This window comes from Streptomyces sp. NPDC021012 (genome assembly GCF_044333355.1).
Taxonomy (GTDB): Bacteria; Actinomycetota; Actinomycetes; order Streptomycetales; family Streptomycetaceae; genus Streptomyces.
Genome location: NZ_JBIRQU010000004.1, coordinates 1 through 23,273, shown reverse-complemented (window position 1 = coordinate 23,273; position 23,273 = coordinate 1). Strand labels below are relative to the sequence as shown.

The following is a 23,273-nucleotide window of genomic DNA, read 5'->3' as shown; positions in this document are numbered from 1 at the left end:
CGTCCTGCCGTGGGGGACCTGAAGGAGGCTCAGAACATCAGGTCGTAGATGTTCCAGCCGAGGCCGACCGGTGTGCGGGTCGGCGAGGGGACCTGGACGCCGTTCTTGATCACGCTCTGGTAGAGCCAGAGCTTGCCCGTCCTGTCGCGGGCGACGAGGTCCGGCTCGCGGTCCCCGCCGACGTCGCGCATGGTGGTGATCGAGGTGTACGCGTTCCAGCCGGCGCCCACTCGTACGCGCCGCTGGTAGATCCGGGTCGGCTCGGCGATGGCGGCGTCGTACTTCCACAGCACGCCGCTCGTGTCGCGGGCGAGGGCGCCCCAGCCGAACTGGTTCAGGGTGGTGTAGATGTTCCAGCCGGCGCCTTCGCGCAGGCGCGAGTCGATGGAGAAGGGCTCGCTCTCCCGGTTCCAGGCGTGGAACCAGAGGACACCGGCCTTGTCGCGGCCCACGAGTTCTCCCCGGGGGCTCACGGTGAGGGCCGTGTAGACGTTCCAGCCGCCGCCGAGGCGGACGCGGGGGGCGAAGGGGGCGTCGGGGTTTCCGGTGCCCTTGTAGTACCAGAGGATCCCGGCCTTGTCGCGGGCCACGAGGTCGCCCTGCCCGGCCGCGGTGGCGTGGCCGAGCGGGACGATCGCGGTGTACGCGTTCCAGCCGCCGCCGATCTTCTTGCGCGGCCGGAAGGGCCGGTCGACGCGGCTCGTGCCCTCGTACCGCCAGAGGACGCCCGCCTTGTCCCGGGCGTGGACGACCCCCATGGTCTCCGGGTCCGGCAGGACTCCGGGGACGAAGTCGAGCCCGGCCCCGCCCTGGGCGACGACGGCGCCCGCGGAGTCCCGCAGCGTGACGGGCGCGTCGAGGGAGCCGACCCAGCTCTGCTGCGAGGAGGTGTCGATCGTGACCGCGTAGGTGAGCGTGGCCGCCGCCCGGGCGACCGGGAGCACGAGCCGTACCGAGTACGGGTAGTCGATGCCGTCGGCCTGCGGCGCGTCCCACTCGCAGACCGCGAAGGCCCCGCCGTTCACCGAGCAGGTGGAGTGCAGCGCGACGGCCAGCCGGCGCGGGTTGGGCCCTGCGGGCGGGTAGTTCACGACGGGCAGACCGATGTCCGCGTTCACCGGACCGGTGACCCCGGCCGGCAGCGTGGCCTTGAGCCGCAGCGTCACCGGCCCCTCGCCGCCCGCCGGAACCGTCAGCCGGCCCCCCTCCTGGACGACCGTGCCCACCTCGGCCACCGCCGGGGCGGGAGGAGCGGCCACCGCCACTCCCCCGAGCCCCGCCGGCGCGACCCCGGCGAACAGGGCCGCCGCCAGAACCAGCGCCGTGCGTATACGTGTCACGAATCCCCCCGGGGGTGCCTCTCAACCGCGCGGCGAGGTGGTCTCCCTCCACCTTCCGGACACCTCTTCGACACCCGGGGTCGGTGAAAGGTTGTGCCCGTCCGTCTCGCTGATGCCGAAGCGGTCGTGGAAGCGGCGCAGCGGTGCCGGTGCCCACCAGGTGAGGCGGCCGGTCAGCTTCATCACGGCGGGGACGAGGAGGCTGCGGACCACCGTCGCGTCCATGAGGACGGCGAGGGCGACGCCGAGTCCGAGCATCTTGGTGTTGGTGACGCGGGAGGTGCCGATGGCGACCATGACGACGGCGAGGATCACGGCGGCGGCGGTGATCAGGCCGCCGGTGTGGCGCAGTCCGAAGCGGACGGAGTGCTCGTGGTCGCCGGTGGCGTCGTACTCCTCCCTGATGCGGGAGAGCAGGAACACCCCGTAGTCCATGGAGAGTCCGAAGGCCACGCAGAACATGAGCACGGGCAGGGTGGTCTCGATGTCCCCGGTGGCGGTGAAGCCGAGGAGGCCGGAGAGGTGGCCCTCCTGGAAGACCCAGACGACGGCGCCGAACATCGCGGTGAGGCTGAGGGCGTTGAGGAGGACGGCCTGGACCGGGACGAGGACGCTGCCGGTGAGGAGGAAGACGAGGAGCAGGGTGACGAGGACGATGATGCCCGCCGCCCAGGGCAGCCGCTCGCCGATGGCGTCCTTGGAGTCGACGAGGACGGCGGCCGGTCCGGTGACGGAGGTCGCGAACGGCGCTTCGGTCGCGCGCAGTTCCCCGACGACGCGCTGGGCGTCGGGGCCGACGGTCTCGCCCTCGGGGACCACGGTGAAGTAGGCGGTGCCGCCGCCGGCGGTGACGGGTCCCTCGACCCGGACGACGCCGTCGAGGGCGGCGATCCGCTCGCGGTAGTCGGCGTACCGCGCGGGGGTGGTCGTCCCTTCGGCGAGGACGGTGACGGCGCCGCCGGGGTTGCCCGGGAAGCCGTCCCTCAGCCGGTCCTGGACGACCCGGGAGGAGGTGGTGGCGGGGAGCTGGCGGTCGTCGGCGGTGCCGAACCTGACACCGAGGAAGGGTGTCCCGAGGAGGACGAGTCCGGCGGTGGTGACGATGGCGAAGACGGGTGCCCGGCGCATCACCAGGGCGGCGGCCCGCGCCCAGCCGGCGCCGGTGGCCTCGCTCCGGCCCGCACCGGCCGCCCGGCCGCGCCGCAGGAGGCGCCGCAGGTCGAGGGCGTTGACCCGGTCGCCGAGCAGCACGAGGGCGGCCGGGAGGAGGGTGAGCGCGGCGGTGGCGGCGAGCAGGACGACGGCGATCCCGGCGTACGCGAAGGAGCGCAGGAAGTACTGCGGGAAGACCAGCATCGCGGCGAGCGAGACGGCGACGGTCAGGGCGGAGAAGAGCACGGTCCGCCCGGCCGTGCGCAGCGTGGCGCGGACGGCGGTGTACGTGTCGGCGCCGGCCGCGAGCTCCTCGCGGTAGCGGCGGACGACGAACAGGGCGTAGTCGATGGCGAGTCCGAGCCCGAGGGCGGTCGTCAGGTTCTGCGCGAAGACGGAGACGTCGGTGAACTCGGTGATGCCACGCAGGACGGCGTTGGTCCCGAGGATGGCGACGATGCCGACGCCGAGCGGCAGCAGGGCGGCGACGGCGCTGCCGAAGACCACGACGAGCAGGATCAGGGTGAGGGGCAGGGCGATGAGCTCGGCCCGCAGGAGGTCCTCCTGGACGACCGTCTGCATCTCGTGCCGGACGGCGAGCCCGCCGCCGAGGGAGACCTCGACGGGGCCGTGGACGCCCCGGTAGGCGGGGGCGATGCGGTCGAGGACGGCGGAGGCGTCCTTCTCGTCGCCGGCGATCCGGGCGGCGATCACGGCCTGGCGGCCGTCCTTCGAGCGCAGGGCGGGCGAGCCGGTGGACCAGTAGGAGCCGACGCCGTCGACGCCCGGTTCGGCGTCGAGCCGCTCGGCGAGCCGCCGGGCCTCGGCGGCGACGGCGGGGTCGTCGACGCGGGCGGTGCCGCCGGCTCCGGCGCCCCCGCCCTTCCCGGCGTCGACGAGGAGCAGCACGTTCGGCTGGGAGCCGGGGAACTGCTTCTCCAGGGCCTTGGTGGCGTACGTGGACTCGGCGGCGGGGTCCTCCCAGCCGCCGCTGCCCATGTGGTCCGCGACGCCGCCGCCCGCGAGGACGGCGAGCGCGGTGAGCACGAGGGCCACCAGGAGGGTGAGGCGCGGGCGGGCGGTCACGAACCGCGTCCATCCCCCGCCTGACCCGCCGGACGCTGATTTCTTGACTTCGGCCATGCCCCGGTGTCCCCTTCACCTGACCCGTGCGCACACGCTTCCCGGCAGGTCGCATGGGTCACCCATTGCCATAGACTGGCAAACACGAGTGATCACTCGCGTTTCTCAAGAATGCGAGCGGCCTCTCGTGTTTGTCAAACGTGTGTCGAGGAGACCTGGGGACAGCCATGTCCGAAGAAACGAAACCGCGCCGCCGCCAGGCACGCGGCGAGCGCCGCATCGCGCAGCTGCTCCAGGCCGCCGCGAACGTCTTCTGCGCGTACGGGTACACGGCGACCAGCACCAACGCGATCGCCCGGGAGGCGAGCGTCTCGCCCGGCACGCTCTACCAGTACTTCCCGAACAAGGAGGCCATCGCGATCGAGCTCGGCGAGCGCCTCCTGCACGAGATGCGCACGGCCCACGGCCAGGCGTTCACCCCGGCGAACCTCACCCTGCCGCTGCCCGAGCTGCTCGACGTCGTCGTCGACCCGATGATCGAGTTCAACTGCGAGAACCCGGTCTTCCTGGCCCTGATGCACGGCTCCGAGATACCCGGCCGGATCGCCGAGGAGCACGACGCCCTGCATGCCAACCTGCTGACCTCGGTACGGGACGTGATCGCGCACTTCGCGCCCGCCCTGTCGGCCGAGGAGCGCGCCCGGATCGCCGACATGACCTTCGCGATCTTCAAGGGCGGCCTGGGGCTCGTCCTGGCCGCCCCCGAGGGCGCCGAGCGGGACGCGACGATCGCCGAGCTGAAGACGGTCCTGCTCCGCTACCTCTCCCCGCTGGTCGACGGAGCGGTCACCACGACTCCGCTCCGCTGACCGACTCCGGGGAGGGCACCGTGCTCCCCTTCCGCGCCCGCAGCTTCAGGGCGAGCAGCGGGAAGACCAGTACGGAGAGCATCCCGGCCCCGACGAGCGCCGCCGCCTCGCCGGCCGTCAGCTCCTGGTCGTCCACGCCGATGGTGGTGATCGCGACGACGAGCGGCAGCGCCGTGGAGCCGTACAGGACGAGCCCGCCCCGGTCCCGGCGGCCGAGGTCGCGCGGGGCGAGGAACCAGATCGGCCCGCCGCGCACGGCCAGGAAGAGCAGCAGGAAGACCGGCAGCAGGAGCAGGGTCCTGCCCCCGTCGAGGAGCGAGTCGAGGTCGAACTCGATCCCGGTGACGACGAAGAAGACGGGGACGAGGAAGCCGAAGCCGACGCCCTCGACCTTCTCCAGGATCTGCGGCCCGGATTCGGGCGCGGCCCCGGTCAGCACGAGCCGGGTGATGAGCCCGGCCGCGAAGGCGCCGAGCAGCACGTCGAGCCCGAGCGCCGTGGACGCCCCGAGCATCACGGCGAGCAGCAGGAAGACGAAGCGGACCGCGAACTGGCCGCTGCTGTGCAGGGTCCTGGCGATGACCTTCGAGAACCACGGCGGGCGGGGCCGCAGCGCCCAGACGACGGCCCCGGCCGTGAGCGCGGCGAAGACGGCGAGGAGGGCGGTGGACTCGGCGGCGCCCCGCCCGCTGAGCAGCAGCGCCATCGCGATGATCGGGCCGAACTCGCCGACCGCGCCGAAGGCCATGACGACCGAGCCGAACCGCCCGTGGAGGTCGCCGGCGTCCCGCAGCACCGGCAGGACGGTGCCGAGCGCGGTGCTGGTCAGGGCGACGCCGATGAAGACGCCCTTGGTGTAGCCGCCGCCGAGCAGGACGCCGGTGCCGAGTCCGAGGCCGAGGGCGATCACCCAGGCCCACACGGAGCGCCTGAGGGTGTCGCCGCGCACCTTGCCGAACTCGATCTCGTATCCGGCGAGGAAGATCAGCATGGTGAGGCCGAGCTGCGAGAGCCCGTCGATCAGCGGGTCGGGGCGGGCCCAGTCGAGGACGTCGGGGCCGATGAGGATGCCGAGCAGGATCTCGAAGATGACGAGGGGGACGGGGAGTCTGCGCCCCACCCAGTAGGCCAGCAGCGGCGCCAGGACGGCGATCGCCATGATCAGGACGAGCGTGCTCCCCGAATGCGACATATCGGGTATTTACCATAGGCCCCGGCGGCCCGCCGGGTCGTACCGCGCGTCGATGGGCGTTGGACTTATACCCCCCAGGGGTATAATCTCGTCATCGTAGGACGCTGAACCCCAAGAGGAGAGACACCATGTCCGCAGAGACGAAGACCGAACTCACCACCGTCTACCAGGTCAAGGGCATGACCTGCGGCCACTGCGAGGGCGCGGTCTCCGGCGAGATCTCCGAGATCCCCGGCGTCTCCTCGGTCACCGCCGTCGCCAAGACCGGCGAGGTCACCGTCGTCTCCGCCGCCCCCCTCGACCGCGAGGCCGTCGCCGCCGCCGTCGACGAGGCCGGCTACGAGCTGGTCTGACCCGCCTCCGCAGCCTCACCGCAGGGCCGTACCGTTACGGGTACGGCCCTGCTCCCGTTTGGAACCGCACATGCCCAGCACCACCGTCACCGAGCTGACGATCGGCGGGATGACCTGCGCCTCCTGCGCCGCCCGCATCGAGAAGAAGCTCAACCGGATGGACGGCGTCACCGCCACCGTCAACTACGCCACGGAGAAGGCGCGCGTCGAGCACGCGCCGGACGTCGGCGTCGACGCGCTGATCGCCACCGTCGTGAAGACCGGCTACACCGCCGAGGAGCCGCTGCCGCCCGAGCCGGAGGAACCGGAGGAGGCCGAGGAGGACCCCGAGCTCGCCTCCCTCCGGCAGCGGCTCACCGTCTCCGCGCTCCTCTCGGCGCCCGTGGTCCTGCTCGCCATGGTCCCCTCGCTCCAGTTCGACGACTGGCAGTGGCTCTCGCTCACCCTCGCCTCGCCCGTCGTCGTCTGGGGCGGGCTGCCCTTCCACCGGGCCGCCTGGACCAACCTCCGGCACGGCGCCGCCACCATGGACACCCTCGTCTCGGTCGGCACCCTCGCCGCCTACGGCTGGTCCCTCTGGGCCCTCTTCCTCGGGGACGCCGGCATGCCCGGCATGCGCCACGGCTTCGACCTCACCGCCGACCGCGCCCACGCCTCCTCCGCGATCTACCTGGAGGTCGCCGCCGGCGTCGTCACCTTCATCCTCCTCGGCCGCTACCTGGAGGCCCGCGCCAAGCGGAAGGCGGGCGCCGCGCTGCGGGCCCTGATGGAGCTCGGTGCCAAGGATGTGGCGGTGCTCAGGGACGGCAGGGAGGTACGCGTCCCGGTCGGCGAGCTCCGTACCGGCGACCTCTTCGTCGTACGCCCCGGGGAGAAGATCGCCACCGACGGCACCGTCGCCGAAGGCTCCTCGGCCGTCGACGCCTCCCTGCTCACCGGCGAGTCGCTGCCCCTGGACGTCACCCCCGGCTCCGCCGTCACCGGCGGCTGCGTCAACGTCTCCGGACGCCTCCTCGTCGAGGCCACCCGCGTCGGCGCCGACACCCAGCTGGCCAGGATCGCGAAGCTCGTCGAGGACGCCCAGAGCGGCAAGGCCGAGGTGCAGCGGCTCGCCGACCGGATCTCCGCCGTCTTCGTCCCCGTGGTGCTCCTCATCGCCCTCGGCACCCTCGTCACCTGGCTCCTCCTGACCGACGACGTCACCGCCTCCTTCACCGCCGCCGTCGCCGTCCTGATCATCGCCTGCCCCTGCGCCCTCGGCCTGGCCACCCCGACCGCCCTCATGGTCGGCACCGGGCGCGGCGCCCAGCTCGGCATCCTCATCAAGGGCCCCGAGGTCCTGGAGTCCACCCGCCGCGTCGACACCGTCGTCCTCGACAAGACCGGCACGGTCACCACCGGCCGCATGCGGCTGACCGGCGTCCACGTGCACGGCGGGCGGTACGGCACGGACTCCGCCGACGAGACCGAGCTGCTGCGCCTCGCGGGCGCCCTGGAGCACTCCTCCGAGCACCCCGTCGCCCGCGCGATCGCCGCCGGCGCCGCCGAGCGCTGCGGAGGGCTCCCCACCCCGAAGACCTTCGAGAACGTGCCCGGACTCGGCGTGCGCGGCTCCGTCGACGGCCGGCTCGTCCTCGTCGGGCGCGCCGCCCTCCTCGAAGCCGAAGGGATCGAGGCCCCCGCGACGACCGAGCCCGGCGCCGTCCACGTCGCCTGGGACGGGGTCGCCCGGGGCACCCTGACCGTCGCCGACACCGTCAAGGACACCAGCGCCGAGGCGGTCGCCCGGCTGCGCGCCCTGGGGCTTCGGCCGGTGCTGCTCACCGGGGACCACCGGGCGGTCGCGGAGGCCGTGGCGGCCGAGGTGGGCATCGACGAGGTGATCGCGGAGGTGCTGCCCGAGGAGAAGGCCGAGGTGGTCCGGCGACTGCGGGCCGAGGGCCGTACGGTCGCGATGGTCGGCGACGGGGTCAACGACGCCGCCGCGCTCGCCACGGCCGACCTCGGGCTCGCGATGGGCACGGGCACCGACGCGGCCATCGAGGCGAGCGACCTGACCCTGGTCCGGGGCGACCTGCGGGTCGCGGCGGACGCCATCCGGCTGGCCCGGCGGACCCTGGCGACGATCCGGGGGAACCTGGGCTGGGCCTTCGGCTACAACGTCGCCGCGCTCCCCCTCGCGGCGGCCGGACTCCTCAACCCGATGATCGCGGGCCTGGCCATGGCCTTTTCGTCCGTCTTCGTCGTATCCAACAGCCTGCGACTGCGGCGGTTCTCGTGAATTCACTTACGCGTGACGCACAGGACCTTCACAAAGAGATCTAGATCACAGATATTGGGGGGTAACCATCTGGGCTGTTCGCGAGTCTAAGTGGGCGATGCCAAAGAACGTCTTGGGGGACGTTCACTGGGATGTCTTGGGGGACGTCCCTGGGCAAGCGCGGCCGGGGCACGTGCACCGGGGAGCTTTGAGCGGCCCTCCCGTACGTACCCCGGCAGACCGCGCACCAGACGCCCGGCCCGGATCCCGTGGGGGGAATCCGCACCGGGACATGGAAAGCGCCCCGCTCGTCGACCCGTGGGGGGATCGGCGGCGGGGCGCTTTTCGCTTCGGTGACCGTGCGGGTCAGTGCCGTCAGCGGGCCTCGACCGGGACGAAGTCGCGGAGGACCTCACCCGTGTAGATCTGGCGCGGGCGGCCGATGCGGGAACCCGGCTCCTTGATCATCTCGTGCCACTGGGCGATCCAGCCCGGAAGGCGGCCGAGGGCGAAGAGGACCGTGAACATCTCGGTCGGGAAGCCCATGGCCCGGTAGATCAGACCCGTGTAGAAGTCCACGTTCGGGTAGAGGTTGCGCGAGACGAAGTACTCGTCGGAGAGCGCGTGCTCCTCCAGCTTGAGCGCGATGTCGAGCAGCTCGTCGGACTTGCCGAGGGCCGAGAGGACATCGTGCGCCGCCGCCTTGATGATCTTGGCGCGCGGGTCGAAGGACTTGTACACCCGGTGGCCGAAGCCCATCAGGCGGACGCCGTCCTCCTTGTTCTTCACCTTGCGGATGAAGGAGTCGACATCGCCGCCGTTGGCCTGGATGCCTTCCAGCATCTCCAGGACCGACTGGTTGGCGCCACCGTGCAGGGGGCCCCACAGGGCCGAGATGCCGGCGGAGATCGAGGCGAACATGTTCGCCTGCGAGGAGCCGACCAGGCGCACGGTGGAGGTCGAGCAGTTCTGCTCGTGGTCCGCGTGCAGGATCAGCAGCTTGTCGAGCGCGGAGACGACGACCGGGTCCAGGTCGTACTCCTGCGCGGGGACCGAGAAGGTCATGCGCAGGAAGTTCTCGACGTACCCGAGGTCGTTGCGCGGGTAGACGAACGGGTGGCCGATCGACTTCTTGTACGCGTACGCCGCGATCGTCGGCAGCTTGGCGAGCAGCCGGATCGTGGAGAGGTGGCGCTGCTGCTCGTCGAACGGGTTGTGGCTGTCCTGGTAGAAGGTGGACAGCGCGGAGACCACCGAGGACAGCATCGCCATCGGGTGGGCGTCCCGCGGGAAACCGCGGAAGAAGTTCTTGACGTCCTCGTGGACGAGCGTGTGCTGCGTGATCTCGTTCTTGAAGGTCGACAGCTCGTCGACCTTCGGCAGCTCACCGTTGATCAGCAGGTACGCCACCTCAAGGAAGGTGGAGCGCTCGGCCAGCTGCTCGATGGGGTAGCCGCGGTACCGCAGGATGCCCTGCTCACCGTCGAGGTAGGTGATCGCGGATTTATAGGCGGCCGTGTTGCCGTATCCGCTGTCCAGGGTGACCAGCCCGGTCTGGGCTCGGAGTTTCCCGATGTCGAAGCCCTGGTCGCCGACGGTGCTCTCGACCACCGGGTAGGTGTATTCACCGTCCGCGTACCGCAGTACTACAGAGTTGTCGCTCACGTCATCCCTCACCGACGTAGTGCCTCTTCTTCGAGGTGCCCTGACTGTCTCTACCATCCCCCATTTGGCTCAGGAGAGTGCACTCGGGGTCGCTCATTGGGCCATTCGGCGGCACTCAGTGCCGCCAACCTTCATATCCTGCCCCCTTCGCCCCGGTTCCGGTAGCCCTCCGTGATCTTTCACACGAGGGGTTCCCCTGTGAGCCGGTGCGCGAGTGCGGTAAAGCGCCTGCCCGCCGAGACCGTACGGACCGCCTGGGCGATCGCCCGCCGGGAGCCGACCAGGACGACCAGCTTCCGGGCCCGGGTCACGGCCGTGTAGAGCAGGTTCCGCTGGAGCATCATCCAGGCGCTCATCGTGACCGGGATGACCACCGCCGGGTACTCGCTGCCCTGCGAGCGGTGGATGGTGACCGCGTACGCGTGCGCGAGTTCGTCCAGCTCGTCGAAGTCGTACGGCACCTCCTCGTCCTCGTCCGTCCGCACGGTCAGCCGCTGCTCGACGGGGTCGAGCGCCGTGACGACGCCGACCGTACCGTTGAAGACCCCGTTGGCCCCCTTCTCATAGTTGTTCCGAATCTGGGTCACCTTGTCACCGACCCGGAAGACCCGCCCGCCGAACCGCTTCTCCGGCAGGTCGGGCCGCGCGGGGGTGATCGCCTGCTGGAGCAGGCCGTTCAGCGAGCCCGCGCCGGCCGGGCCCCGGTGCATCGGGGCCAGGACCTGGACGTCCCGGCGCGGGTCGAGCCCGAACTTGGCCGGAATCCGCCGGGAGGCGACGTCCACGGCGACCCGGGCCGCGTCCTCGGTCTCCTCCTCGACGAAGAGGAAGAAGTCCGGGAGCCCCTGGGTGAGCGGCGGGGTCCCGGCGTTGATCCGGTGCGCGTTGGTGACCACCCCGGACTGCTGGGCCTGCCGGAAGATCCGCGTCAGCCGCACGGACGGCACGGGACTGCCGGGGGCGAGGAGGTCGCCGAGGACCTCGCCGGCCCCCACGGACGGCAGCTGGTCCACATCCCCCACCAGCAGCAGATGGGCCCCCGGTGCCACCGCCTTGACCAGCTTGTTCGCGAGCAGCAGGTCGAGCATCGAGGCCTCGTCGACGACGATCAGATCGGCGTCCAGCGGCCGGTCCCGGTCATAGGCCGCGTCCCCGCCCGGCTTCAGCTCCAGGAGCCGGTGCACCGTGGAGGCCTCCGCCCCGGTCAGCTCGGCGAGCCGCTTCGCGGCCCGGCCGGTCGGGGCGGCGAGCACGACCTTCGCCTTCTTGGCCCGGGCCAGCTCCACGATCGAGCGGACCGTGAACGACTTTCCGCAGCCCGGCCCGCCGGTGAGCACGGCCACCTTCCGGGTCAGGGCCAGCCGCACCGCCTCCTCCTGCTCCGGCGCGAGCGAGGCCCCCGTGCGGTCCGCGAGCCACGCCAGCGCCTTGTCCCAGGGCACGTCCCGGAAGGCCGGCATCCGGTCCTCCTCGGCCCGCAGCAGCCGCCGCAGCTGCCCCGCGAGCGACAGCTCGGCCCGGTGGAAGGGGATCAGGTACACGGCGGTGAGGGACGTCCCCTCGGGGCCGGGCACGGTCTCCCGCACGACCCCCTCGGGGTCCTCCGCGAGCTCGGCCAGGCACTCGATGACGAGCCCCGTGTCGACCTGGAGGAGCTTCACGGCATCGGAGATGAGCCGCTCCTCGGGCAGGAAGCAGTGCCCCTGGTCGCTGGACTGCGACAGCGCGTACTGCATCCCCGCCTTCACCCGATCGGGGCTGTCGTGCGGGATCCCGACGGACTGCGCGATCTTGTCCGCCGTGAGGAAACCGATACCCCACACGTCGGCCGCGAGCCGGTAGGGCTGATTCCGCACGACGGAGATGGAGGCGTCCCCGTACTTCTTGTAGATCCGCACGGCGATGGACGTCGACACCCCCACCCCCTGGAGGAAGACCATCACCTCCTTGATCGCCTTCTGCTCCTCCCAGGCCTCGCTGATCTTCTTCGTCCGCTTGGGCCCCAGGCCCGGGACCTCGATCAGCCGGGCGGGCGCCGTTTCGAGGATGTCGAGCGTGTCCAGCCCGAAGTGCTGCGTGATCCGGTCCGCGAAGATCGGCCCGATGCCCTTCACGAGGCCGGAGCCGAGGTAGCGGCGGATGCCCTGGATCGTCGCGGGCAGCAGGGTCGTGTAGTTGTCGACGGTGAACTGCTTCCCGTACTGCGGATGCGACCCCCACCGCCCCTCCATCCGCAGCGACTCCCCCGGCTGCGCCCCCAGCAGCGCCCCCACGACCGTGAGCAGATCCCCGGCCCCCCGCCCGGTGTCGACCCGCGCGACCGTGTACCCGCTCTCCTCGTTGGCGTACGTGATCCGCTCCAGCACCCCTTCGACGACGGCGGGGCGGTATGGCTGACCCTCGTTGGACATACCTCGACCGTAGCGAAGGGCGCTGACATCGCGGGGGCTGGGGACGATTCCCGGGAACCGCGCAGGGTGGCGTTTTTTCGCCAGGTGGCGTGCTTGATCGTCGCGCCGGTGGTGGCCGGCGCGCGCATACGCTGGCGGTATCCGGAAAATGCGTGTGCGAGGTGTTCGTCAAGATAGCCGGACTTGCCACGTCATTGCCTGAATTGACCCTTCAAAGGACCCCTCCGTCCCCGGAACGATGGGCGTGCCGGTGAGGTCATCGAGGTGAGGGGAAGCAAGGGCATGAAGTGGATCAAGAGCCTGGTCATGACGGGGGCGGCCGTGACGCTGGCCGCCGGGCAGCTGCTGGCGGGCAGTGCGTCGGCCGCTCCGGTGGACGGTGGGGCGGACGGGGTCCGGGGGCAGGTCGAGGCCTATCTGGCGGGCCATCCCGGTGAACGGCGGATCGGCGAGGACAAGGCGACCATGCCCGGGGGGTCCGTCACCTTCTCGGCCCCGGGGAGCGCCGAGGCGGCCGCCATCAGCTGTAGCTACGGGCACCTGTGCATCCAGGACGGCAACGGCAGCACCTGGGACTACTACTACTGCGGCTACTACGACTTCTACGGGGTCGGTGACGGGTACTTCAACAACAACCAGACCGCGGGCACGGTCGCGAGGTTCTACAACCAGGACGGCAGCCTCAGGTGGACCAGCACGGCCCCGCAGAGCGGGACGGCCTCGTGGTCGCCGGTGTGGCACATCCGCCCCTGCTGAGCCTTGGCGGCCGGTGCTCCGCCCCCGCGTCGGTGGGGGCGGAGCACCGGCCGCGCGTCAGACCGCCCCGAAGGCCTCCAGCGTCTCCTCCAGGACCTCGACCCCGTCCCGCGCCCACAGCGCGTCGTTGAAGAGCTCCACCTCGACCGGGCCCGTGTAGCCGGCCTTCTCCAGCAGGGCCGCCCAGGCGGGGAGGTCGATGGAGCCCGTGCCCAGTTGGCCGCGGCCGTTGAGGACGCCCGCCGGGAGGGGGGTCGTCCAGTCGGCGAGCTGGAAGGAGTGGATGCGGCCGGACGCGCCCGCGCGTTCCACCGCCGCCGGGGCGCGGTCGTCCCACCAGAGGTGGTACGTGTCGACCGTGACGCCGACGTGGGAGGCGGGGAAGCGTTCGGCGATCTCCAGGGCCTGGTCGAGGGTCGAGACCGCGCAGCGGTCGGAGGCGTACATGGGGTGGAGGGGCTCGATGGCCAGGCGGATTCCGCGTTCGCCCGCGTAGGGCGCCAGGGCGCCGATCGCTTCCGTGACGCGGGCCCGGGCGGACGGGAGGTCGGGGCAGGACGGGGTGAGGCCGCCGGAGACCAGGACGAGGGTGTCGGTGCCGAGGGTCACCGCCTCGTCGATCGCCGCGCGGTTCTCCGCCTCCCAGCCGTCCGACGTGAAGAAGCCGCCCCGGCAGAGGGTGGTGACGGTGAGGCCCGCGTCCCGGAGCAGGTCGGCGGCCGCCTCCACCCCGTACTCCCGCACCGGTTCGCGCCACAGGCCGATGCCCGGGACGCCCAGGCGGAGGCAGTGGGCGACCAGTTCGGGCAGGGGCAGCTGCTTCACCGTCATCTGGTTGATGCTGAAGCGGTCGAGGTTCACTGCGGGACTCCGTACACCGTGAGGAGCGAGCGCATGCGGGACTCCGCGCGGGCCGGGTCCGGGAACAGGCCGAGGCCGTCGGCCAGTTCGTACGCGCGGGCCAGGTGCGGCAGCGAGCGCGCGGACTGGAGGCCGCCGACCATCGTGAAGTGGTCCTGGTGGCCGGCCAGCCAGGCGAGGAACACCACGCCCGTCTTGTAGAAGCGGGTGGGGGGCTGGAAGAGGTGCCGGGAGAGGGCGACGGTGGGGTCGAGGATCTCGCGGAAGCCCTCGGTGTCACCGGTGTCCAGGGTGCGCACCGCCTCGGCCGCCAGCGGGCCCAGCGGGTCGAAGACGCCGAGGAGGGCGTGGCTGAAGCCCTGCTCGTCGCCCGCGATCAGCTCCGGGTAGTGGAAGTCGTCGCCCGTGTAGCAGCGGACCCCCACCGGGAGGCGGCGGCGCAGTGCGACCTCGCGGCGGGCGTCGAGGAGGGAGACCTTGATGCCGTCGACCTTGTCGGGGTGGGCCGCGATCACGTCGAGGAAGGTCTCGGTGGCCGCGTCGAGGTCGGGCGAGCCCCAGTAGCCGTCGAGCGCCGGGTCGAACATGGGGCCCAGCCAGTGCAGGATGACCGGATCGCCCGCCTGCCGGAGCAGGTGGCCGTAGAGGTCGAGGTAGTCCTCGGGTCCCTTCGCGGCGGCCGCGAGGGCACGGGAGGCCATGAGGACGGCCCGCGCGCCCGACTCCTCGACGACCGCGAGCTGTTCCTCGTAGGCGGTACGGATCTCCGCGAGCGTCGCCGGGCCGGTCAGCTGGTCCGTGCCGACGCCGCAGGCGATGCGGCCGCCGACCGACCGCGCCTCGGCCGCCGAGCGGCGGATCAGCTCCGCCGCGCCCGCCCAGTCCAGGCCCATCCCGCGCTGCGCGGTGTCCATGGCCTCGGCGACCCCGAGGCCGTGGGACCAGAGGTGGCGGCGGAAGGCGAGGGTGGCGTCCCAGTCGACGGCGGCCGGGGAGTCGGGGGTGGTGTCGGCGTACGGGTCGGCGACGACGTGTGCGGCGGAGAAGACCGTACGGGAGGTCAGCGGGCCCGTCGCGGAGAGCGCGAGCGGTTCGGTGCGGGGCGCGTACGCGCGCGTGGTGCCGTCCGGGGCGGGGAGGCGGATCGTCACAGGGTCACCTCCGGGACGTCCAGACGGCGGCCCTCGGCGGCCGAGCGCAGGCCCAGTTCGGCGAGCTGGACGCCGCGGGCGCCGGCGAGGAGGTCCCAGTGGTACGGCTCGTCGAGCGCGACGTGCCGGAGGAACAGCTCCCACTGGGCCTTGAAGCCGTTGTCGAACCCGGCGTTGTCGGGGACCTCCTGCCACTGGTCGCGGAAGGAGTGGGCGGCGGGGAGGTCGGGGTTCCAGACCGGCTTGGGGGTGGCCGAGCGGTGCTGGACGCGGCAGTCGCGCAGTCCGGCGACGGCGGAGCCGTGGGTGCCGTCGACCTGGAACTCGACGAGCTCGTCGCGGTGGACGCGGACCGCCCAGGAGGAGTTGATCTGGGCGACGGCGCCGCCCTCCAGCTGGAAGATGCCGTACGCGGCGTCGTCGGCGGTCGCGGCGTACGGCTTGCCCTGCTCGTCCCAGCGCTGCGGGACGTGCGTGGCGACGTGCGCGGTGACGCTCGTGACCCGGCCGAAGAGCTCGTGGAGCACGTACTCCCAGTGCGGGAACATGTCGACGACGATGCCGCCGCCGTCCTCCGCGCGGTAGTTCCAGCTGGGGCGCTGGGCGTCCTGCCAGTCGCCCTCGAAGACCCAGTAGCCGAACTCGCCGCGCACGGACAGGATCTCGCCGAAGAAGCCGCCGTCGACGAGGCGCTTGAGCTTGAGCAGGCCGGGGAGGAACAGCTTGTCCTGGACGACGCCGTGCTTGACGCCCTTCGCCTCGGCGAGGCGGGCGAGTCCGAGGGCGCCGGCGAGGTCGGCGGCGGTGGGCTTCTCGGTGTAGACGTGCTTGCCGGCGGCGATGGCCCGGGTGAGCGCGTCGACGCGGGCCGAGGTGACCTGGGCGTCGAAGTAGACGTCGACGGTGTCGTCGGCGAGGACGGCGTCGAGGTCGGTGGACCACTCGGTGAGGCCGTGGCGCTCGGCGAGGGCGCGCAGGGCGTGCTCGCGGCGGCCGACGAGGACGGGTTCGGGCCAGAGGGTCTCGCCGTTGCCGAGGTCGAGGCCGCCCTGGTCGCGCAGGGCGAGGATCGAGCGGACGAGGTGCTGGCGGTGGCCCATGCGGCCGGTGACGCCGTTCATGGCGATGCGGACTGCCCTGCGTGTCACGAAACGTTCCTCTCCGCGGTGCTCCGCGCCCTGGGTCCGTCCGGCCGTCCGGAGAGAAGGCCGTCCGGATAGAAAGCGCTTTCTGTCGGGGAGGACGCTAGCCTGCCGACATCACCGCCGACAAGGGCCTGGAGGTACGCACACGATGCTGGAGGTACGCACGCGATGACCGTCACCCTGGCGGACGTGGCCGCCCGCGCACGGGTCTCCCCCGCCACCGTCTCCCGCGTCCTGAACGGCAACTACCCGGTCGCCGCGTCGACCCGCGAGCGGGTCCTGCGGGCGGTGGACGAGCTCGACTACGTCCTCAACGGCCCCGCGAGCTCCCTCGCCGCCGCCACCTCCGACCTGGTCGGCGTCCTCGTCAACGACATCGCCGACCCCTTCTTCGGGATCATGGCGAGCGCGGCGCAGAGCGCGATCGGGGAGAGCGCCACCGGGCGCGGCGGGGGCGAGAAGCTCGCCGTCGTCTGCAACACGGGCGGCTCCCCCGAGCGCGAGCTGACCTACCTCACCCTGCTCCAGCGGCAGCGGGCCGCGGCCGTGATCCTCATGGGCGGCTCCCTGGAGGACCCGGAGCACCTCGCGGCGACGGCCGGGAAGCTGACCAAGCTGGCGGGGGCGGGGACCCGGGTCGTGCTGTGCGGGCGCCCTCCCGCACCCGGCGACGCGAGCGCGGCGGCCCTCGTCTTCGACAACCGGACCGGCGGACGGCTCCTCACCGAGCACCTGCTCGGCCTCGGCCACCGGCGGATCGGTTACGTGGCGGGCCCGACCGACCGCACCACCACCCGGCACCGCCTGGAGGGCCACCGGGAGGCCCTCGCCGCGGCCGGCGTCCCCGAGGGCCCGACGGTCCACGGCCCGTACGACCGCGCCTCCGGATACGGGGCGACCGCCGAACTCCTCGCCCGCGACCCGCACCTCACGGCCGTCGTCGCGGCCAACGACACGGTGGCGCTCGGCGTCTGCGCGGCCCTGCGCGAGCGGGGCCTGTCCATCCCCGGCGACGTCTCCGTCGCGGGCTTCGACGACCTCCCGTTCTCGGTGGACGCGGTCCCGGCCCTCACGACCGTACGACTGCCGCTGCACGAGACGGGCGTCCGCGCGGGCCGCCTCGCCATGCGCGCGGAGGAGCCTCCGGCGGGCGGCGTGGAGACGGTGCCGGGGGAGCTGGTGGTACGGGGGTCGACGGGGCGGCCGCGGGAGTAGCGGGGCACCGAGCCGAACGGCTTCCGCGCCCCGAAAGCCGAACGCGCCGTACCGCTTCGGGAGGGTTTCGCCCGTTTAGCCTGGCGGCATGTGTACGCGTGTCATGTGGCGGGCCGCAGGGCAGCCGGTGGTCGTCGGTCGGAACATGGACTGGAAGCAGGGGCTCGGCACCAACCTGTGGGTGCTGCCGAGGGGGGCCGAGCGGGTCGGGGTGCGGGGGGACGATCCGGCGCCGCTGCGGTGGACGGCGGCGTACGGGAGCGTGGTGGCGACCGCGTACGACAGCGCCACGACAGACGGGGTCAACGAGCGGGGGCTCGGGGCGCACCTGCTGTGGCTGGCCGAGGCGGACTTCGGGGAGCGGGACACCCGGCTGCCCGCGGTGAGCGTGTCGATGTGGACGCAGTACGTCCTGGACCGGTTCGCGACGGTCGCGGAGGCGGTCGCTTCGATGGAGGCGGAACCCTTCCAGGTGCGGCCGCAGGGCGACGCGCACGCGGGGACCTTCAGCACCGTGCACCTGGCGGTCGAGGACGCGGGCGGTGACTCGGCGGTCGTGGAGTTCCTGGACGGCAAGCCCCGGATCCACCACGACCGCTCGTACACGGTGATGACCAACTCCCCGCCGTTCGACGAGCAGTTGGCGCATCTGCGGAAGTACCGGGGCTTCGGCGGCGAGCTGCCGCTGCCGGGGACCACCGAGGCCGCCGACCGCTTCGTACGGGCCGCCTACTACCTGGACCGGCTGCCGCCGGCCGAGACCCCGGCCCGTGCCTACGCGGCGCTCCTGAGCGTCATGCGGAACGCCGCCCAGCCGTTCGGGACGCCCGACCCGGCCCGGCCGAACATCTCGGCGACGATCTGGCGCACCCTCGCGGACCTGACGAACGGGGTGTACGCCTTCGAGTCCTCGTACTCCCCCGACATCGTCTGGACGGGGCTCGACGCGCTCGACTTCGGCCGGGCGGCGCGGCTCGACCTCTCGGTGGAGGGGCTGCTCGGGGACGTCAGCGACCGCTACGAGCCGACGGAGCCGTTCGAGTTCGCTTCGGCGTAGACGGTGAGGCCCGTCGCCGCGAGGACCGCGTCGACCGTCTCCTCGACCGTCTGGTCCGCGTTGTCGATCCAGACGCCCTCGCCGGAGAGTTCGGCGCGCATGGCCTCGTCGAGGAAGGCCCAGTTCGTCGTCAGCTTCTTGTGGCGGGCGTTGTTGCGCTCCCAGGCCTTGTCCGGGCCCGGGGCCAGGATCACCACGTGGAGCGGGACCGCCCGGGCACGGGCGCGGTAGAAGTCCAGGTGGGAGCGGCGTACGACCACGTCGTCGAGGACCGGCAGGAAGCCCGCCGCGGCGAAGCTGTCCGCGAGCAGGCAGCCGTTGCGGGCGCGCAGCAGGATCTGCCGGTCCGCCTCGGGGTCGCCGTCCGGGCTCGGCCAGTGGCCGCCCCGGACGATCAGCTCCTGGAGGTGGTCGACCTCGATGTGCGCGGCGCGGGCGAAGCGCCCCGCGAGGGCCGCCGCCACGGTGCTCTTGCCGCTTCCGGGGATCCCCGCCAGCAGGAGGGCGCCGGGGGCGGGTTCGGGGCTGTCGACGGTGACGTTCTCGAAGGTCATGCGGGCCTTTCCTCGCCGGTGGGACGGGGGAACGATACGGCCGGGGGTTCCGTGGACACCAGGGGATTCCGGCGCGGCGCGAGCGAGGTCAGTGCCACTCCCCCGACGAGCAGCGCCGCCGCGCACCAGCGGAGCGGGCTCACCGACTCGCCCAGGAACAGGGCCGCCGAGGACATGCCGAAGACGGGGACGAGGAGGGAGAAGGGGGCGACGGAGGAGGCGGGGTGGCGGCGGAGCAGCCAGCCCCAGGCGCCGAAGCCGAAGACGGTCGTGATCCAGGCGACGTAGACGATCACGGCGATCCCCGTCCCGTCGAGCCCGCGCAGGGCCGCGAGGTCCCGCTCGGGGCCCTCCAGGAGGAGCGAGAGGACGAGCAGCGGCAGGACCGGGACCGTACTGGCCCAGACCATGAAGTTGAGGGCGTCGGGCGGGGCGGCCTTGCGGGTCAGGACGTTGGAGGCGCCCCAGCAGACCGCCGCGGCGATCACCAGGGCGAAGCCGGCGAGCGGGCCCGAGCCGCCCTCGTCGACGGCGGCGACGCCGATGCCCGCGAGGGCGACCGCCATCCCGAGCACCTGGAGCCGGCGGGGGCGTTCGCCGAGGGCGACGAAGGCGAAGAGGGCGGTGAAGACGGTCTGGACCTGGAGGACGAGGGAGGAGAGCCCGGCCGGGGCGCCGAGGTCCATGCCGGTGAAGAGCAGGCCGAACTTGGCCACGCCGAGGACGAGTCCGACGCCCACGACCCACTTCCAGGCGACCTTCGGAGGGCCGACGAGGAACACCGCCGGCAGGGCGGCGGCGAGGAAGCGGAGGGCGGAGAAGAGCAGCGGCGGGAAGTGGTCGAGACCGATCTCGATGACGACGAAGTTGACTCCCCAGACGGCGGCGACCAGGACGGCGAGGGCGAGGTGGGAGGGGGCGAGGCGTGCGGGAGCGGGGGCGGGGTGGGCGGGGCTCATGTCGTCGAGGATGGCCGCCGTCGACCGTGTAGCACCAGCACAGGTCTCTTCATGATGGGATGAAGAATCCCTACATCCACGACCCTTCGGGAGCTGCCCCGTGCTGGACCTCGGCCGTCTGCGCGCCCTGCACGCCGTCGCCGTCCACGGCAGTGTCGGCGCCGCCGCCACCGCCCTCGGCTACACCCCGTCGGCGGTCTCGCAGCAGATCGCGAAGCTGGAGCGGGAGACCCGCACGACCCTGCTCGAACGCAGCGGGCGCGGCATCCGGCTCACCGACGACGCCCACCAACTGGCCGCCACCGCCCGCCAGTTGCTGGCGCTCGTCGAGGAGGCGGAGGTGCGGCTCGAAGAGCGGCGCGGCCGGCCCGCCGGGCGGCTCACGATCGCCTGCTTCGCGAGCGCGGCGCGCGGTCTGATGCCCCGGGTGCTCGCCGAGCTGGCCCGGCTCCACCCGGAGCTCGACGCCCGCCTCTCGGAGGTGGACCCGCACCTCTCGGTCGACCTGGTGGCGCGGGGCGTGATCGACCTGGCGGTGGCGCACGACTGGGACATCGCGCCGCTGCCCGCGCCGCCGGGGGTCGAGCAGGCGGTCATCGGCGACGACCGGTGCGACGTCCTCGTCCACCGGGACCACCCGCTGGCGGCGCGGGAGTCGGTGCGCCGGGAGGAGCTGGCGGCGGAGCGGTGGATCTCGCAGCCGCCCGGGACGGTCTGCCACGACTGGCTGACGCGGACGCTGCGGGCGACGGGGTACGAGCCGCTGATCGTCCATCAGGCCGAGGAGAACCACACGCAGGTGGCGCTGGTGGCGGCCGGTCTGGGGATCGCGCTCGTCCCGCGCCTGGGGCGCGGGGCGCTGCCGCCGGAGGTGGTGGCGGTACGGCTCGACCCGGTGCCGACGCGCCGGCTGCACGCCATGTGGCGGACGGGTGCGGCGCGGCGCCCGGCGATCCGGGAGACGGTCCGTACGCTCCAGGAGCTCTGGCCCTCGATCGCCTCGGCCGGCTGAGACGTCCGCGGGCGATTCCTGCGCGGGTCCTTGACCTGGCAGTTACTTTCGGGCTATCCGTGACACCTTGGAAGTTTCCTTCAACCCTGCACGGCCGGAAGGAGCATCAGTGCACCACCGCGCCCCCGCCCCCTCCCGACGCACCCTCCTCACGGTGACCGCCGCAGCCGCCGCGGCGGCCGTCACCGGCGCCCTCGCCCCCGCCGCCCACGCGGAGACCGACCTCCGGGCCGACGACCTGAAGCTCCGGCGGATCATCGACCGGATGTCGCTGGAGGAGAAGGTCGGCCAGCTCTTCGTGATGCGGGTCTACGGCCACTCCGCCACCGCCCCCGACCAGGCCGACATCGACGCCAACCTCAAGGAGATCGGCGTCCGTACCGCCGCCGAGCTCATCGAGCGCTACCACGTCGGCGGGATCATCTACTTCACCTGGGCCCACAACACCCGCGACCCGCAGCAGATCGCCGAGCTCTCCAACGGCATCCAGCAGGCCGCACTCGCGCGGTCCACCCCGGTCCCGGTGCTCATCTCCACCGACCAGGAGCACGGCATCGTCTGCCGGGTCGGCAAGCCCGCCACCCTGCTGCCCGGGGCGATGGCCCTCGGCGCCGGGGGTTCGCACGCGGACGCCCGCAAGGCCGCGCAGATCGCGGGCGAGGAGCTCGCCGCCGTCGGCATCCGGCAGAACTACGCCCCGGTCGCCGACGTGAACGTCAACCCGGCCAACCCCGTCATCGGGGTCCGCTCCTTCGGCTCCGACCCGCAGGCCGTCGCCGGTCTCGTCGCCGCCCAGGTCAAGGGGTACCAGCAGGCCGGGGTCGCGGCCACCTCCAAGCACTTCCCGGGCCACGGCGACACCGCCGTCGACAGCCACTTCGGCCTGCCGACGATCACCCACACCCGGGAGCAGTGGGCGGAGCTCGACGCGCCGCCGTTCCGGTCCGCGATCGACGCCGGGATCGACTCGATCATGACCGCGCACATCGTGGTCCCCGCGCTCGACCCCGGCGAGGACCCGGCGACGCTCTCCCGGCCCATCGTCACCGGCATCCTGCGCGAGCAGCTCGGCTACGACGGCGTGGTGGTCACCGACTCCCTCGGCATGGAGGGCGTGCGCACCAAGTACGGGGACGAGCGCGTCCCGGTCCTCGCCCTCAAGGCCGGGGTCGACCAGCTGCTCAACCCGCCGAAGCTCGACGTCGCCTGGAACGCGGTCCTGGCGGCGGTCAGGGCGGGCGAACTGACGGAGGCCCGGCTCGACGAATCGATCCTGCGGATCCTGCGGCTCAAGGCGAAGCTGGGGCTCTTCCGGCAGGCGTACGCCACGCGGGCGGGCGTCGAGCGGGTCGTCGGCACCGAGTCCCACCTCGCCCACGCCGACCGCATCGCCGAGGCGACGACGACGCTGCTGGTGAACGAGGACGGCTTCCTGCCGCTGAGCCCCGACTCCCACGGCTCGGTCCTCGTCGTCGGCGCGGACCCCGCCTCTCCGTCCGGTACGACGGGCCCGCCGACGACCACGCTCGCGACGGCGCTCTCGGAGCTGGGCTTCCGCGCGACGGCCCTCTCCACCGGGATCACCCCGACGGCCGCGAAGATCGAGGAGGCGGTGGCGGCGGCGGCCGGCAAGGACGTCGTCCTCGTCGGCACCTACAACGTCTCCGCGACCAGCCCCCAGCGCACGCTCGTGGCGCGGCTCGTCGCGACCGGGGTGCCCGTGGTGACGGTCTCGATCCGCAACCCGTACGACATCGCCCGCCTCGACGGCCAGCGGGCGACCCTCGCGGCCTACTCCTGGACGGACGTCGAACTGCGGGCGGCGGTGCGGGTCCTGGCGGGCCTCGCGCGACCCCGGGGACGGCTCCCTGTGCCGGTCCAGGACGCGGCCGACCCCACGAAGGTCCTCTATCCGGTGGGGTACGGGCTGTCGTACGGGCCCTGAGGAACGGGGCCCGCGCCCGCGCGGGGCGGTGCGCTTCGCCCGGGGCTTCGCCCACGCCCCCCGCGGGGCAGTGCCCTCCGCCACCCGCCGTGTGGGCAATCGTCCCGCAGGGCGGAACGGGTGGGCACACGGGACGGCGCCCTCTAGCGGCGCCTCCGCGTTCCGCGCCTGAACCCGCACCCGGTGCACAGCTCGCACGGGGTGCGGGTTCAGGCGCGTAAGCCTCTGGCGCCGGCAGGGCGCGGGTCCGTTGTGCCCACCCGTTCCGCCCTGCGGGACGATTGCCCACAACG

Annotated in this window: 18 protein-coding genes; 8 read left to right on the top strand and 10 right to left on the bottom strand. The window is 72.5% G+C overall.

Annotated elements, in window-relative coordinates; genetic code table 11:
- Positions 1-29 precede the first annotated feature (29 nt).
- Positions 30-1,340, bottom strand: coding sequence for a tachylectin-related carbohydrate-binding protein (locus tag ACH4TP_RS14300; RefSeq protein WP_398437885.1), 1,311 nt, complete (start codon positions 1,338-1,340; stop codon positions 30-32).
- Positions 1,341-1,361: 21 nt separating this feature from the next.
- Positions 1,362-3,635, bottom strand: coding sequence for an MMPL family transporter (locus ACH4TP_RS14295; protein ID WP_398437883.1), 2,274 nt, complete (start codon positions 3,633-3,635; stop codon positions 1,362-1,364).
- A gap of 167 nt (positions 3,636-3,802) precedes the next feature.
- Between ACH4TP_RS14295 and ACH4TP_RS14290 the strand changes: the two genes are divergently transcribed.
- A complete protein-coding gene (locus tag ACH4TP_RS14290; RefSeq protein WP_389222116.1) occupies positions 3,803-4,444 on the top strand; it encodes a TetR/AcrR family transcriptional regulator in 642 nt (213 codons plus the stop codon).
- Here ACH4TP_RS14290 and ACH4TP_RS14285 read toward each other — a convergent pair.
- On the bottom strand, positions 4,422-5,636 hold the full coding sequence (locus ACH4TP_RS14285; protein ID WP_398437880.1) for a cation:proton antiporter: 1,215 nt from the start codon (positions 5,634-5,636) through the stop codon (positions 4,422-4,424). The genes ACH4TP_RS14290 and ACH4TP_RS14285 overlap by 23 nt on opposite strands.
- Before the next feature lie 128 nt (positions 5,637-5,764).
- On the opposite strand from ACH4TP_RS14285, the gene ACH4TP_RS14280 reads away from it, so the two are divergent.
- A complete protein-coding gene (locus ACH4TP_RS14280; RefSeq protein ID WP_389222120.1) occupies positions 5,765-5,989 on the top strand; it encodes a heavy-metal-associated domain-containing protein in 225 nt (74 codons plus the stop codon).
- A gap of 70 nt (positions 5,990-6,059) precedes the next feature.
- On the top strand, positions 6,060-8,270 hold the full coding sequence (locus ACH4TP_RS14275) for a heavy metal translocating P-type ATPase (RefSeq protein ID WP_398437878.1): 2,211 nt from the start codon (positions 6,060-6,062) through the stop codon (positions 8,268-8,270).
- Between the two features lie 354 nt (positions 8,271-8,624).
- Here the strand turns inward: ACH4TP_RS14275 and ACH4TP_RS14270 are convergent, their stop codons facing one another.
- Together ACH4TP_RS14270 and ACH4TP_RS14265 are read right to left on the bottom strand one after the other, a co-directional pair.
- Entirely contained in the window at positions 8,625-9,914 is a 1,290-nt protein-coding gene (locus ACH4TP_RS14270; protein WP_093876000.1) for a citrate synthase, read from the bottom strand.
- Positions 9,915-10,093: 179 nt separating this feature from the next.
- Positions 10,094-12,325 (bottom strand): ATP-dependent RecD-like DNA helicase, encoded by a 2,232-nt coding sequence (locus ACH4TP_RS14265; protein ID WP_398437876.1) that lies wholly within the window; start codon positions 12,323-12,325, stop codon positions 10,094-10,096.
- Positions 12,326-12,607: 282 nt separating this feature from the next.
- On the opposite strand from ACH4TP_RS14265, the gene ACH4TP_RS14260 reads away from it, so the two are divergent.
- A complete protein-coding gene (locus ACH4TP_RS14260; protein ID WP_398437874.1) occupies positions 12,608-13,081 on the top strand; it encodes a hypothetical protein in 474 nt (157 codons plus the stop codon).
- 57 nt (positions 13,082-13,138) lie between these two features.
- On the opposite strand, the gene ACH4TP_RS14255 is transcribed toward ACH4TP_RS14260, so the two are convergent.
- Genes ACH4TP_RS14255 through ACH4TP_RS14245 form a run of 3 tightly spaced genes read right to left on the bottom strand, consistent with a single transcriptional unit; the run spans position 13,139 to position 16,241 of the window.
- Positions 13,139-13,912: a sugar phosphate isomerase/epimerase family protein gene (locus ACH4TP_RS14255; RefSeq protein ID WP_398438447.1), complete on the bottom strand. Its 774-nt coding sequence runs from the start codon at positions 13,910-13,912 to the stop codon at positions 13,139-13,141.
- A 26-nt stretch (positions 13,913-13,938) separates the two neighbouring features.
- Positions 13,939-15,093 (bottom strand): dihydrodipicolinate synthase family protein, encoded by a 1,155-nt coding sequence (locus tag ACH4TP_RS14250; protein ID WP_398437872.1) that lies wholly within the window; start codon positions 15,091-15,093, stop codon positions 13,939-13,941.
- Entirely contained in the window at positions 15,090-16,241 is a 1,152-nt protein-coding gene (locus tag ACH4TP_RS14245) for a Gfo/Idh/MocA family protein (RefSeq protein WP_398437870.1), read from the bottom strand. Before ACH4TP_RS14245 ends, ACH4TP_RS14250 begins: the two co-directional genes overlap by 4 nt.
- A 165-nt stretch (positions 16,242-16,406) precedes the next feature.
- Between ACH4TP_RS14245 and ACH4TP_RS14240 the strand changes: the two genes are divergently transcribed.
- Entirely contained in the window at positions 16,407-17,453 is a 1,047-nt protein-coding gene (locus tag ACH4TP_RS14240) for a LacI family DNA-binding transcriptional regulator (RefSeq protein ID WP_398437868.1), read from the top strand.
- Between the two features lie 88 nt (positions 17,454-17,541).
- Positions 17,542-18,510, top strand: coding sequence for a linear amide C-N hydrolase (locus ACH4TP_RS14235; protein ID WP_398437866.1), 969 nt, complete (start codon positions 17,542-17,544; stop codon positions 18,508-18,510).
- Here ACH4TP_RS14235 and ACH4TP_RS14230 read toward each other — a convergent pair.
- Both ACH4TP_RS14230 and ACH4TP_RS14225 read right to left on the bottom strand, forming a co-directional pair.
- Entirely contained in the window at positions 18,471-19,064 is a 594-nt protein-coding gene (locus ACH4TP_RS14230) for an AAA family ATPase (protein WP_389222138.1), read from the bottom strand. The two genes, ACH4TP_RS14235 and ACH4TP_RS14230, sit on opposite strands and share 40 nt — an antisense overlap.
- Positions 19,061-20,023, bottom strand: a complete 963-nt coding sequence (locus ACH4TP_RS14225) for an EamA family transporter (protein ID WP_398437864.1) — start codon at positions 20,021-20,023, stop codon at positions 19,061-19,063. Before ACH4TP_RS14225 ends, ACH4TP_RS14230 begins: the two co-directional genes overlap by 4 nt.
- Positions 20,024-20,123: 100 nt before the next feature.
- Here ACH4TP_RS14225 and ACH4TP_RS14220 point away from each other — a divergent pair, with 100 nt between their 5' ends.
- A complete protein-coding gene (locus tag ACH4TP_RS14220; protein WP_398437862.1) occupies positions 20,124-21,035 on the top strand; it encodes a LysR substrate-binding domain-containing protein in 912 nt (303 codons plus the stop codon).
- A gap of 109 nt (positions 21,036-21,144) precedes the next feature.
- The gene (locus ACH4TP_RS14215) at positions 21,145-22,980 is read left to right on the top strand and encodes a glycoside hydrolase family 3 protein (protein WP_398437861.1); all 1,836 of its coding nucleotides are present in this window, start codon (positions 21,145-21,147) and stop codon (positions 22,978-22,980) included.
- Positions 22,981-23,273: the final 293 nt, after the last annotated feature.

What these genes read in the sequence shown, in the direction of transcription:
- ACH4TP_RS14275 (WP_398437878.1), top strand. Translation starts at nt 6,060, where the DNA reads ATGCCCAGCACCACCGTCACCGAGCTGACGATCGGCGGGATGACCTGC.
- ACH4TP_RS14260 (WP_398437874.1), top strand. Translation starts at nt 12,608, where the DNA reads ATGAAGTGGATCAAGAGCCTGGTCATGACGGGGGCGGCCGTGACGCTG.
- ACH4TP_RS14290 (WP_389222116.1), top strand. Translation starts at nt 3,803, where the DNA reads ATGTCCGAAGAAACGAAACCGCGCCGCCGCCAGGCACGCGGCGAGCGC.
- ACH4TP_RS14230 (WP_389222138.1), bottom strand. Translation starts at nt 19,064, where the DNA reads ATGACCTTCGAGAACGTCACCGTCGACAGCCCCGAACCCGCCCCCGGC.
- ACH4TP_RS14295 (WP_398437883.1), bottom strand. Translation starts at nt 3,635, where the DNA reads ATGGCCGAAGTCAAGAAATCAGCGTCCGGCGGGTCAGGCGGGGGATGG.
- ACH4TP_RS14265 (WP_398437876.1), bottom strand. Translation starts at nt 12,325, where the DNA reads ATGTCCAACGAGGGTCAGCCATACCGCCCCGCCGTCGTCGAAGGGGTG.
- ACH4TP_RS14240 (WP_398437868.1), top strand. Translation starts at nt 16,407, where the DNA reads ATGACCGTCACCCTGGCGGACGTGGCCGCCCGCGCACGGGTCTCCCCC.
- ACH4TP_RS14285 (WP_398437880.1), bottom strand. Translation starts at nt 5,636, where the DNA reads ATGTCGCATTCGGGGAGCACGCTCGTCCTGATCATGGCGATCGCCGTC.
- ACH4TP_RS14235 (WP_398437866.1), top strand. Translation starts at nt 17,542, where the DNA reads ATGTGTACGCGTGTCATGTGGCGGGCCGCAGGGCAGCCGGTGGTCGTC.
- ACH4TP_RS14255 (WP_398438447.1), bottom strand. Translation starts at nt 13,912, where the DNA reads ATGACGGTGAAGCAGCTGCCCCTGCCCGAACTGGTCGCCCACTGCCTC.
- ACH4TP_RS14280 (WP_389222120.1), top strand. Translation starts at nt 5,765, where the DNA reads ATGTCCGCAGAGACGAAGACCGAACTCACCACCGTCTACCAGGTCAAG.
- ACH4TP_RS14225 (WP_398437864.1), bottom strand. Translation starts at nt 20,023, where the DNA reads ATGAGCCCCGCCCACCCCGCCCCCGCTCCCGCACGCCTCGCCCCCTCC.